The 11,535-nt window shown below is 67.0% G+C and carries 10 protein-coding genes; 7 read left to right on the top strand and 3 right to left on the bottom strand.

The window, feature by feature from the left end; all coding sequences use genetic code 11:
* Both rpoN and lptB read right to left on the bottom strand, forming a co-directional pair.
* On the bottom strand, positions 1-1,495 hold a 1,495-nt coding region (gene rpoN, locus AX708_RS12875), incomplete at its 3' end, for an RNA polymerase factor sigma-54 (protein WP_067490196.1).
* Positions 1,496-1,624: 129 nt separating this feature from the next.
* Positions 1,625-2,404 (bottom strand): LPS export ABC transporter ATP-binding protein, encoded by a 780-nt coding sequence (gene lptB / locus AX708_RS12870; protein ID WP_066529206.1) that lies wholly within the window; start codon positions 2,402-2,404, stop codon positions 1,625-1,627.
* A 242-nt stretch (positions 2,405-2,646) separates the two neighbouring features.
* On the opposite strand from lptB, the gene AX708_RS12865 reads away from it, so the two are divergent.
* Positions 2,647-3,018, top strand: a complete 372-nt coding sequence (locus AX708_RS12865; RefSeq protein WP_066529210.1) for a hypothetical protein — start codon at positions 2,647-2,649, stop codon at positions 3,016-3,018.
* 288 nt (positions 3,019-3,306) lie between these two features.
* Here AX708_RS12865 and ppa read toward each other — a convergent pair whose 3' ends face one another.
* A complete protein-coding gene (gene ppa / locus AX708_RS12860) occupies positions 3,307-3,840 on the bottom strand; it encodes an inorganic diphosphatase (RefSeq protein ID WP_066529212.1) in 534 nt (177 codons plus the stop codon).
* A gap of 128 nt (positions 3,841-3,968) precedes the next feature.
* Here ppa and hisS point away from each other — a divergent pair, with 128 nt between their 5' ends.
* The 6 genes from hisS (at position 3,969) to metK (ending at position 11,441) form a co-directional block, all read left to right on the top strand.
* Complete coding sequence (hisS, locus tag AX708_RS12855; RefSeq protein ID WP_066529218.1) at positions 3,969-5,204, top strand: histidine--tRNA ligase; 1,236 nt, start codon at positions 3,969-3,971, stop codon at positions 5,202-5,204.
* A 115-nt stretch (positions 5,205-5,319) separates the two neighbouring features.
* Positions 5,320-6,387, top strand: a complete 1,068-nt coding sequence (gene prfA, locus AX708_RS12850; RefSeq protein WP_066529220.1) for a peptide chain release factor 1 — start codon at positions 5,320-5,322, stop codon at positions 6,385-6,387.
* Between the two features lie 109 nt (positions 6,388-6,496).
* Entirely contained in the window at positions 6,497-7,411 is a 915-nt protein-coding gene (gene prmC / locus AX708_RS12845; RefSeq protein WP_066529222.1) for a peptide chain release factor N(5)-glutamine methyltransferase, read from the top strand.
* Positions 7,412-7,689: 278 nt separating this feature from the next.
* Positions 7,690-8,487 (top strand): DUF4167 domain-containing protein, encoded by a 798-nt coding sequence (locus AX708_RS19975; RefSeq protein WP_082745552.1) that lies wholly within the window; start codon positions 7,690-7,692, stop codon positions 8,485-8,487.
* 5 nt (positions 8,488-8,492) lie between these two features.
* Positions 8,493-10,127, top strand: a complete 1,635-nt coding sequence (lnt, locus tag AX708_RS12835) for an apolipoprotein N-acyltransferase (RefSeq protein WP_066529227.1) — start codon at positions 8,493-8,495, stop codon at positions 10,125-10,127.
* 102 nt (positions 10,128-10,229) lie between these two features.
* Complete coding sequence (metK, locus tag AX708_RS12830) at positions 10,230-11,441, top strand: methionine adenosyltransferase (protein ID WP_066529228.1); 1,212 nt, start codon at positions 10,230-10,232, stop codon at positions 11,439-11,441.
* The last annotated feature ends 94 nt before the right edge of the window (positions 11,442-11,535 follow it).

The raw sequence follows: 11,535 nt of genomic DNA, 5'->3' as shown, positions 1-11,535 counted from the left end.
ACCTCGCCCGACGCACCGTGGCCAAATACCGCGAGGCGCTCGAGCCGAGGCCGATCGCCTCGCGGTATTTGGCCACGGTGCGTCGGGCGAGGTCGAAGCCTTCCTTCTGAAGCATTTCGGCAAGCTGCTGGTCGGAGAGGATGTTCTTCGCCGTCTCGGCATCGATCAGCGCTTTGATGCGCGCCTTGATCGCGGCGCTCGATGCCCCCTCGCCATCGGCCGAGGCGACGCCGCTGGTGAAGAAGTATTTGAGCTCGAAGGTCCCGCGTTCGCACCACAGATACTTGTTGCTGGTGACGCGGGAGACGGTGCTCTCGTGCATCCCGATCTGCTCGGCGACCTCGCGCAAAGTCAGCGGGCGCAGCTCGGCAACGCCCCTGCGGAAGAAGCCGTCCTGCTGCTTCACGATTTCGGCGGCGGTCTTGAGGATCGTCTTCTGGCGCTGATCGAGCGCGCGGATCAGCCAGTGTGCGTCCGCCAGCTTTTCCTTGAGCCAGCTCTGCGATTCCTTGTTGGTCGCCCCCCGGTTCAATTCCAGATAATAGCCGCGGTTGACGATCAGCTTGGGCAGCGTCTCCTCGTTGATCGCGATGTCCCAGCCTCCGGCCGCGTTGGCGGTTAGGAGGATGTCGGGGACCACCGTGCCGGTCTCCGCGGGGGCGAAGGCGAGGCCGGGGCGCGGGTTGTAGCTGCGCAGCTCGCGCAGCATGTCGGCAAAGTCCTCGTCATCCACCCGGCACAGGCGTTTGAGGCGTTCCACTTCCCCGCGCGCGACCAGGTCGAGATTGTCGATCAGCGCCTTCATGCACGGGTCGTAACGGTCCGCCTCGCGCGCCTGGATCGCGATGCATTCGGCCAGATTGCGCGCGCCCACGCCCGAGGGGTCGAGCGATTGCACCAGCCTGAGGGCCGCCTTGGCGTCGAAAAAATCGACCCCTAGGTCGTCGGCCACCTCCTCCAGCGAGGTGGTGAGGTAGCCCGCCTCGTCGAGCAGACCGATGATGTGGCGTGCGATGAAGGCGGTCTGGGGATCGCTGGCGAGCGCGCCGATCTGGCCTTCGAGATGCTCGGTCAGCGTCACTTCGGCGGCGCGCAGCTGCTCCCAGTCGGGCGTATCGCCCATATCGCCGCCCGCGCCCGAGGCGGCCGCGCCCCATTCAGCATCGCGCATGCTCGGCCCTGCGCCGTCGCCGGTATCGAAATCGCGGTCAACCGCAGCCAGATCGAGCGGCGCATCGCCCTCCCCCCCGCCCGCGAGCATCAGCTGGTCGGCGGTCGCGTCCTCGCCCGCAGGCGCGGCGATCTCGATCCGCTCGGGCTCGCCGGGGTCCGCAGGCCCGCCGGTGTCGAGCAGCGGGTTGGCTTCCAAAGCCTCGGAAATGAAGGTCTCGATCTCGAGATTGGAGGCCGCCAGCAGCTTGATCGCCTGCTGCAATTGCGGCGTCATCACCAGCGATTGGGTCTGCCGGATATCGAGGCGGGGGCCGAGCGCCACGCGCTAATCCTTCAAACCGTTCGCCCTGAGCTTGTCGAAGGGCCGCACTTCCCTTCTTTCGCCGCGGGGAAGAAAGGACGGTGCTTCGACAAGCTCAGCACGAACGGAAGTGGCCGGGTTGCCCATGGTTCACAGCGTGAAGCTCTCGCCAAGGTAAAGCCGCCGCACGTTCTCGTCGGCGACCAGTTCCTGCGGGCTCCCGGCGAACAGCACCTGCCCGCCATAGATGATGCAGGCGCGGTCGACGATGTCGAGCGTCTCGCGCACGTTGTGGTCGGTGATCAGCACCCCGATGCCGCGCTGCTTCAAGTCCTTCACGAGGTCGCGGATATCGCTGATCGAGAGCGGGTCGATCCCCGCGAAGGGCTCGTCGAGCAGCATGATCGAGGGCTTGGCCGCCAGCGCGCGGGCGATCTCGCAGCGGCGGCGCTCGCCCCCGGATAGCGCCATCGCAGGAGACTCGCGCAGGCGGGTGAGGCCGAATTCGTCGAGCAGGCGCTCAAGCTCGCTCGCGCGCGTCGCCTTGTCGGGCTCGACCAGTTCGAGCACGCAGGCGATGTTCTGCTCCACCGTCATGCCGCGGAAGATGCTGGTTTCCTGCGGCAGATAGCCCAGCCCGAGGATCGCGCGGCGATACATCGGCAGCTTGGTGACATCCTCGCCGTCCATCAGGATGCGGCCCGAATCCGGCTTCACCAGCCCCATGATCGAATAGAAGCAGGTCGTCTTGCCCGCCCCGTTCGGCCCGAGCAGCCCGAGCACCTCGCCCTTGGCGACGCTCAGCGAAATATCGGTCAGCACGGCGCGCTTGTCGTAGCTCTTGGCGATCGAGATCACCTCGAGTCCGCTGCCCACGGGCTGGGCGGCGGGGGCCGGTGCGGACGGATCGGGAAGGGTCGCTGTGGTCATTGCGTCCGAGTCTTTAGCACCATGACAGGGCGAGGAAAGTGGCGCAGTGCGTTTGGCAGGATTTTTGCTTAGCGCTGCGGCAATCGCGCGTCAGCGGGCGGAAGGTGGCGCGAAAAGAGCGGCTTGCGTCCCCCTTCTTGCGCGCGGCGCAACATTCCTGCGCCGACGCGCGGCTTATTGCAACTCTGCTACAGCTTTGCGATACTGCGTCACTGACATCAGACCGTTGGGGAGCGGCGCGCATGGTGAAATCCGACAAGCAGACTGCGACCCTTCCGGTCGCCCGCAAGCGCGACTGGCGCAAGGCGATGAGCGACCATGTCGCCTACGGCCTCCTGGCCTACACCGCGTTGCAGATCTTTGTTACCGTCAAGGCGCTGTCCGAGGGCTCCTCGACCGCGCTGCCCTATCTGGCGCTGGTCGTGCTGGTCGCCGGCATCATCCCGGTGTGCCGCTGGTTCGAGAAGCGCTGGGCAGTGCTCTCCGATGCCGACGCGGCCGACCCGGCGCTAGCGGGGGAATTCCGCCGCGACGTGATCGCGCTGTGGGCAATGGCGATCGGCTTGCCCTTCGGCCTGACGCTGATCTTCAAGATGTTGTTGGAAGTATTCTGATTGCGTGCCCGCCTCCGCGGGCACGTCCTCGGCGCTGTTCCTCCGCTTCGCTCCGGGCGCCTGCGGGCGGCCGGTCGGCCTTGCGGTCGCTGAAGCGACCGGGATCAGCGCGAATTAGCCATGTTCGGCCCGATTAGTCCCTCCCCGTTCGCGCAGCGAGTGGGGAGGTGTCGCCGCTCAGCGGTGACGGAGGGGTAAGGCCCCACCGTCCGCGCCGGACCCCTCCGTCAGCGGCTGACGCCGCTGCCACCTCCCCATCCTTTCAGGACGGGGAGGGACTGAGGAGGCTTACTTCCCCGCCCCATACCGCTCGATCGCCTCAATGGTGATCTTGCGCGCCTCGGCAGCATCGCCCCACTTGCCCACGCGCACCCACTTTTCGGCTTCGAGATCCTTGTAGTGAGTGAAGAAGTGCTCGATCTGCTGGAAGATGATGCTCGGCAGGTCGGTGGTTTCCTGGACCTCGGCGTAGTAGGGGAAGGTCTCGTTGACCGGCACGCAGACCAGCTTTTCGTCGCCGCCCTGCTCGTCCTCCAGGTTCAGCACGCCGATCGGCCGCGCGCGCACCACGCAGCCCGGGATGAAGGGCGAGCGCGAGATCACCAGCGCGTCGAGCGGGTCGCCGTCGGGGCTGAGGGTGTGCGGCACGAAGCCGTAGTTCGCCGGATAGCGCATCGGGGTGTGGAGGATGCGGTCGACGAACAGCGCGCCGCTTTCCTTGTCGAATTCGTACTTCACCGGCTCGCCGCCCGTGGGCACTTCGATGATCACGTTGAGATCGTCGGGCGGGTTCACGCCGGTCGGAATCTTGTCGATGCGCATGGATTTTCTCTTCTGGCTGGATGCCGCGCGTGCTCGCTTGCGGCAGAGAGGTTGGAACTGCGACGCGCCGCCCTTAATGCGTGTCGCAGGATTGCGAAAGGGGCCGCGTGGGCCTAATCGCGCGCGCCATGAGCAAGAAAACCCCGCAGGCCATTCGCGGCACTCAGGACATCTTCGGCGCCGATGCGGAGGCCTTTGCCTTCGTGGTCGAGACCTTCGAGCGCGTCCGCCGCCTCTACCGCTTCCGCCGGGTGGAAATGCCGGTGTTCGAGAAGACCGAGGTGTTCGCCCGCTCTTTGGGAGAGACGACCGACGTGGTGTCGAAGGAGATGTATTCCTTCGACGACCGCGGCGGCGAGAGCCTGACCCTGCGCCCCGAATTCACCGCCGGCATCGCGCGCGCTTTCCTCACCAACGGCTGGCAGCAATACGCGCCCCTGAAGGTCGCGACCCACGGGCCCTTGTTCCGCTACGAGCGCCCGCAGAAGGGCCGCTACCGCCAGTTCCACCAGATCGACGCCGAGGTGATCGGCGCAGCCGAACCGCAGGCCGATGTCGAGCTGCTGGCGATGGCGGATCAGCTGCTCAAGGAGCTGGGCATCCACGATGTCACCCTGCACCTCAACACGCTCGGCGACGGCGCGAGCCGCGAGGCGTGGCGGGCGGCGCTGATCGAATACTTCCGCGCGGTGAAGGACCAGCTTTCGGAAGAGTCGCAGGAGCGGCTTGAGAAGAACCCGCTGCGGATCCTCGATTCCAAGGACCCGAGGGACAAGCCGTTCCTCGCCGATGCGCCGAAGATCGATGCGTTCCTGTCGGAGGAGGCGAGCGCCTTCTTCGCGGCGGTGACCTCGGGCCTCGACGCGGCAGGCGTGAAGTGGGTGCGCGCCGAGAGCCTCGTGCGCGGGCTCGACTACTACCGCCACACCGCCTTCGAGTTCATCCCCGACGAAGGCAGCGCCTCGGCCGCCGCTTTGGGTTCACAGAGCACGGTACTCGGCGGCGGGCGCTATGACGGGCTGATGGAATCGCTCGGCGGCGCGCCGACGCCTGCGGTCGGCTGGGCCGCGGGGATCGAGCGGCTGGCGATGCTGGTGGGGGCGCGGGAGGAGGAGCCTGCCGACCTTATCATTGTGGTAGAGGATGATACGCGGGTTGCAGAGGCGATTGGTATGGTGCGGGCGGTTCGGTCGCAAGGATACTCCGCGGAGCTTTTCGCAACGGGCTCCCCGCGCAAGCGATACGACAAAGCGCTGAAACGCCCGCACAGGGTCATCCTCGCGCTTCAAACGAACATGGAGCACCGATACTCCGGCGACGATCTCGCCAAGGACATCTTGGGTGTGCTCAGCGCCTACCGTTAGCCCACCTCGTCACCCTGAACTTGTTTCAGGGTCCATCGCGCCGCCTCCACTGCGGCCCGAACCCGAAGAATGGATGCTGAAACAAGTTCAGCATGACGAGTAAGAGATAACCGAAATGCAAATCCCCCCCGAACGCCTCGACCAGATCGCGCACCGCTTTGCGGAGCTGGAAGCGCGCATGGCCTCGGGCACGCTCGAGGGCGAGGCCTTTGTGCGGGCCTCGCGCGACTATGCCGAGCTCGAACCCGTCGCCAAGATCGCCGCCGAGGTGAAGGCCGCGCGCGAGGAGATGGACGGCTTGCAGGAAATGCTCGCCGACCCCGAGATGAAGGCGATGGCGGAAGAGGAACTCGCCCACCTCAAATCCACCCTCCCCGATCTCGAACGCCGCCTCGCCATCGCGCTGCTGCCGCGCGACTCTGCCGACTCCAAGCCCGCCATGCTCGAAATCCGCGCCGGCACCGGGGGTGACGAGGCCGCGCTCTTCGCTGCCGATCTCTACCGAATGTACGAGAAATACGCCGCCGAGCAGGGCTGGCGCGTCGAGCCCGTCAGCATCGCCGCCAGCGACATCGGCGGCTACAAGGAAGTCATCGCCAACGTCACCGGCACCGGCGTGTTCGCCAAGCTGAAGTTCGAAAGCGGCGTCCACCGCGTCCAGCGCGTGCCGGTGACCGAGAGCGGCGGGCGCATCCACACCTCGGCGGCGACCGTCGCGGTGCTGGCGGAGCCGGATGAAGTGGATGTGCAGATCGAGGACAAGGACCTCAAGATCGACGTCTACCGCGCCTCGGGCGCAGGCGGCCAGCACGTCAACACCACCGATTCGGCAGTGCGCATCACCCACCTGCCGACCGGCACCGTGGTGACCTGCCAGGACGGGCGCAGCCAGCACAAGAACAAGGAAAAGGCTATGCAGGTGCTGCGCACGCGGCTCTACGACGCCCAGCGCGAGGCCACCCAGGGCGCCGAGGCCGAGGCGAGGAAGGCGATGGTCGGCAGCGGCGACCGTTCCGAGCGCATCCGCACCTACAATTTCCCCCAGGGGCGCGTCACCGATCACCGCATCGGCCTCACCCTGCACAAGCTGGAAGAGGTGCTCGCCGGGCCGGGTCTGGCCGAACTGGTCGACGCCCTGATCGCCGAGGACGAGGGCAAGCGGCTGGCGGCGCTGGCGGAATAGCGCCAACTTCCGTTCGCCCTGAGCTTGTCGAAGGGCTGCACTTTCTTCAGGCTGGACCAATGGGAAGAAAAGCAGTGCTTCGACAAGCTCAGCACGAACGGGGTTTTGCATGACCGTCGGCGAGGCCATTCGCGCCGCAGCCGAGGCCCTTGCGCCCACCAGCGATACCGCGCGGCTCGATGCCGAGCTGCTGATGGCCCACGCGCTCGGCCTCACGCGGTCGGACATGCTGCTGCGGGCGATGCGCGACCCCACGCCGGCGGGGTTCGCCGCGCTGGTGGAGCGCCGCGCCGCGCATGAACCAGTCGCCTACATCACCGGCGCGGCGGAGTTCTACGGCCTCACCCTCAAGGTGACTCCCGCCACCCTGATCCCGCGCGGCGACAGCGAGACGCTTATCGAGGCGGCGCGCGAGGCCTTTGCAGGGCGGCCCACCCCGCAGCGCATTCTCGATCTCGGCACCGGATCAGGCGCACTACTGCTTGCCGCAATGTCGATCTGGCGTGAGGCGGAGGGGGTCGGGGTAGAGCGCGAACCTCTCGCAGCCGTGGTGGCACTTCAGAATGCCGAGCGGACCGGGATCAACAGTCTGCCCAATCCGGCCGAACTGGCACAGCAAAAGGGGCGGTTGGCCGACCTGGGAGTTGCCTCGACGGCGTTCGGTTATCTCGGTCGGGCGCGCTTCCGCCACGCCGATTGGCGCAAGCGGGGATGGCGCAAGGGCCTCGGCACCTTCGACCTGATCCTGTGCAACCCGCCCTATGTCGAAAGCACGGCAGCGCTCGACCGGCAGGTGGCCGATTACGAGCCTGCCAGCGCGCTCTTCGCCGGGCCCGAGGGGCTCGACGATTACCGCGTCCTCATCCCGCAATTGCGCGCCTTGATGAACGAAGGCGCGCTCGCGGTGCTGGAAATCGGGGCGAATCAGGCAGACGCCGTGGGGGCCCTCGCTAACGCTTCGGGATTCGCCACAGCGCTGCGCCGCGACCTTGCCGGGCGTGCGCGGGCCTTGCTGCTGACGTAACAGAATTACGCCAGCGGGGCTTGGCAAACCGGTTTCGCATCGCTACGTCACACCTAGGCCAGATGGATTGCGAAGGGCGCAAACCGCTGAGCCAAGCTCCTGAACTCAGCTGATACCGCCGTGAGGGCTCGCCCCCGGCAGCATGCAGCGCGGAGCACGCGGCACGCTCAAGGCTGATCATTGCGATCATGACCTGGCGTGGCGCATGGGCAAGGGGTCTGTTGACCGCGCGTATGACCAGTGTTTTCGCGCCAGGTCGCTGTTAAGGAACGTTTTCCTTGAATAACAATCGCAATAACCGGCGTCGCGGGCGCGGCAACCGCAACCAGGGCGGCAATGGCGCTCAGCTCAACCGCATCGACAGCCGGGCGCGCGGCAATGCCCCGCAGATGCTCGACAAGTACAAGAAGCTCGCGCAGGACGCCCAGCACAATGGCGACCGCGTGCAGATGGAGTATTACCTCCAGTTCGCGGACCACTATTTCCGCGTGATCGCCGACAACAAGGCGCGTCAGGACGAACAGCGCGGCGGCAATGGCGGCGGTCAGCGCCGCAATGATGAACGCGATGCGGGCGACGATTTCGAGGACGATTTCGACTTCGGCCGCCGCAACGACATGCCGACACGCTCGGTCTACGAACAGCCGCAGAGCGGCGGCGATGCCGATGTGTCCGAAGGCGAGCCGGGGCAGGAGGGCGAGAGCTTCCTCGCCGACGAGCGTCAGGACGACCGCGGCGATGATCGCGGCCCTGAACGCGCAGACGACCGCCCGCGCGGCCAGCGCCGCCAGCAGCAGCGCAAGCAGAAGGACGGCAATCGCGACGGCAACCGCGACGGCGGTCGTCCAGAGCGCGGCGAGAAGCGTGCCGAGCGCGGCGAGCGCCCCGAACGCGGCGAGCGCCCCGAGCGCCCGGCTGCCGAACCGCGCGCCGAAAAGCCCGCTCGCACCCGCCGTCCGCGCAAGAGCGCCGAGGAGGCCGGCGAACCGCGGGGCATCGACAGCTCGATCCTCCCGCCCTCGATCCGAGGGGACGATACGGGCGGCGATAGCGGCACGCTCGAAACCGTCGAGTAAGCGCCATGCTTGAGCGGCTGGCCCCGGTGGCGGCGGCTCTCGGCGCGCTGGTGCAGCGCTTTCCGGCGCTGACGGCCATCGCGCTGGGGCTGATCGCCGCCTGCGCCTACCCGCCGCTCCACCTCTGGCCGCTGGGCCTCGCCGCGCTGGCGGGGTTCGTGTGGCTGATCTACTCAGCCGAGAACTGGAAGCAGGTCGCGGCGCGCGGCTGGCTGTTCGGCTGGGCGCACCTGACGCTCGCCAACAACTGGATCGCGACCGCCTTCACCCATCAGGCCAAGATGCCCGAAGTGCTGGGCTGGGCGGCGGTGCCCCTCTTGTGCATCTACCTCGCGGTCTACCCGATGCTGGCGGCGCTGGCGGCGCACCTGCTGGCGCGGAAGCGCACGAATTTCACCGCATTCCTGCTGGTCTTTGCTGGCGCATGGACGCTCACCGAGTGGCTGCGCAGTTGGGTGTTCACCGGCTACCCTTGGCCGCCCCTGGGGCTGATGCTGCTGGGCACGTGGAACGACCCTGGGCTTGCGGGCATTTGGCTGCCATGGATGGGCACCTACGCTCTGTCCGGCATCACCCTCTTTCTGGCGGGGCTCTTGCTGTTCAGCGTTGTGCAAAGGCAATGGCTCGCCCTTCTCCCGCTTGCGCTTTCCGTCACCGGACTGATGTTGGCCCCCGGCGCCAAGACCCCGGACTCCACTCTTCGCTACACCCTCGTCCAGCCCTATATCCCGCAGTCCGAGATCAACGACGCCTCCAAGTTCGAGGAGCAGTTCGAACGCCTCGCCCGCCTCACCGGCAAGGGCACCGCCGAACCGCGGATCGTGCTCTGGCCCGAGAGCGGCGTGCCCGACTATCTCGAGGACGGCTATCCCGAGCGCTATTACTACGCCATGACCGCCAATGGTGACCCGGACTACGCCCGCCGCCGCATCGGGCGGGTGATCGGCCCGCAGGCGATGCTGCTGACCGGGGTGGTCAATCTCAATATCGGCACGCTCCCCGATGGCCCCAACAAGGGTCGCCCCGGCGCGGTGAGCGCGCGCAATTCGGTGATGGCGCTGGACGGCTCGGGCCGGATCCGGGGCGGCTACGACAAGGCGCACCTCGTGCCCTATGGCGAATATCTGCCGATGCGCCCGATCCTCGAGCCGCTCGGCCTGTCGCGGCTGGTGGCCGGCAGCATCGACTACCTCCCCGGCCCCGGCCCGCGCACCCTTGACCTCGGCCGATACGGCAATGCGGGGGTGATGATCTGCTACGAGATCGTCTTCTCGGGCCATGTCGCGTCACGCACGAATCGCCCCGACTACATCTTCAACCCCTCGAACGACGGCTGGTTCGGCACCTGGGGTCCGCCGCAGCACCTTGCGCAGGCGCGGATGCGGGCGATCGAGGAGGGGCTTCCCGTCCTGCGCTCGACCACCACCGGGATCAGCGCGGTAATCGACGCCAATGGCGTGGTGCGCGGGGCGATCGGCATGGGCAAGGCCGACAAGCTGGAGGGCCTCGTCCCCGAGGCCAAGCCGCCGACCCTCTTCGCGCAGTGGGGCCATGCGCTGACGCTGGCATGGGCGGCGCTGTTCCTCGCGCTGGGCCTCGCCCTTCCGAGAGTGCTTGCGCAAGTCCGCGCGCGCGGCTAGGGCGGTGCGCAGACAAGCGGGACATAAAGGTTTCCTTATATCTCTATAAGGTGCCCCACGCCTCGCCGGACCCAAGCCCATTTCAGCCCCCGGGGGACATCAATGCGCACCAACTACCTGTTCACCTCCGAAAGCGTTTCCGAAGGCCATCCCGACAAGGTCGCCGACCAGATTTCGGACGCGATCGTCGACCTGTTCCTCTCGAAGGACCCCGAAGCGCGCATCGCCTGCGAAACCCTGACCACCACCCAGCTGGTGGTGCTTGCCGGAGAAATCCGCTGCAAGGGCGTCTACGAGAACGGCGAATGGGCCCCCGGCGCCAAGGAAGAGATCGAGCAGACCGTCCGCAACACGGTGAAGCGCATCGGCTACGAACAGGACGGCTTCCACTGGGAGAAGTTCGAATTCATCAACCGCCTGCACGGCCAGTCGGCGCACATCGCGCAAGGCGTGGACGCGGGCGAGAACAAGGATGAAGGCGCGGGCGACCAGGGCATCATGTTCGGCTACGCGACCGACGAGACCCCGGGCCTGATGCCCGCGACGCTCTACTACAGCCACAAGATCCTCGAGCGCATGGCCGCCGACCGCCACTCGGGCGTCGCCCCCTTCCTCGAGCCCGATGCCAAGAGCCAGGTGACCCTGCGTTACGAAGGCTCGCTGCCGGTCGCCGCGACCGCGGTGGTGGTCTCGACCCAGCACGCGCCCGGCTATGACGAGAACGATCCGGCCAAGCAGGCCGAGCTCGAAGCCTACGTGAAGGGCGTGATCGCCGACGTGATCCCGCCGGTGCTGCTGCGCGAGACCGAATACTTCATCAACCCCACCGGCAGCTTCGAAATCGGCGGCCCCGATGGCGACGCGGGCCTCACCGGCCGCAAGATCATCGTCGACACCTACGGCGGCGCTTCGCCCCACGGCGGCGGCGCGTTCAGCGGCAAGGACCCGACCAAGGTCGACCGCTCGGCCGCCTACATCACCCGCTACCTCGCCAAGAACGTGGTCGCCGCCGGCCTCGCCACGCGCTGCACTATCCAGATCGCCTATGCGATCGGCGTGTCGAAGCCGCTTAGCCTCTATGTCGATACCCACGAGACCGGCACCGTCGGCGACGACAAGATCGAACAGGCAATCCTCGGCATCGCCAAGCTCGGCGGCCTGACCCCGCGTTCGATCCGCACGCATCTCGGCCTCAACAAGCCGATCTACCAGCCGACCGCCGCCTACGGCCACTTCGGCCGCACCGCGGAAGGCGACTTCTTCCCGTGGGAGCGCCTCGACCTGGTCGACGATCTGAAGGCTGCGCTGGGCTAAGCTTGGCGCTTGCCCACCCCTAACCCCTCCCGCAAGCGGGAGGGGGACTGTCAGCGCTCATACTCCTCTCCCGCTTGCGGGAGAGGAGTATGAG

The sequence above is a fragment of the Erythrobacter sp. CCH5-A1 genome (assembly GCF_001557115.1).
Taxonomy (GTDB): domain Bacteria; phylum Pseudomonadota; class Alphaproteobacteria; order Sphingomonadales; family Sphingomonadaceae; genus Erythrobacter.
The sequence above is the reverse complement of the archived record's forward strand: the minus strand, read 5'-3'. Positions and strand labels throughout refer to the sequence as shown.

What these genes read in the sequence shown, in the direction of transcription:
- lnt (WP_066529227.1), top strand. Translation starts at nt 8,493, where the DNA reads ATGCTTGAGCGGCTGGCCCCGGTGGCGGCGGCTCTCGGCGCGCTGGTG.
- AX708_RS12865 (WP_066529210.1), top strand. Translation starts at nt 2,647, where the DNA reads ATGGTGAAATCCGACAAGCAGACTGCGACCCTTCCGGTCGCCCGCAAG.
- lptB (WP_066529206.1), bottom strand. Translation starts at nt 2,404, where the DNA reads ATGACCACAGCGACCCTTCCCGATCCGTCCGCACCGGCCCCCGCCGCC.
- ppa (WP_066529212.1), bottom strand. Translation starts at nt 3,840, where the DNA reads ATGCGCATCGACAAGATTCCGACCGGCGTGAACCCGCCCGACGATCTC.
- prfA (WP_066529220.1), top strand. Translation starts at nt 5,320, where the DNA reads ATGCAAATCCCCCCCGAACGCCTCGACCAGATCGCGCACCGCTTTGCG.
- prmC (WP_066529222.1), top strand. Translation starts at nt 6,497, where the DNA reads ATGACCGTCGGCGAGGCCATTCGCGCCGCAGCCGAGGCCCTTGCGCCC.
- metK (WP_066529228.1), top strand. Translation starts at nt 10,230, where the DNA reads ATGCGCACCAACTACCTGTTCACCTCCGAAAGCGTTTCCGAAGGCCAT.
- hisS (WP_066529218.1), top strand. Translation starts at nt 3,969, where the DNA reads ATGAGCAAGAAAACCCCGCAGGCCATTCGCGGCACTCAGGACATCTTC.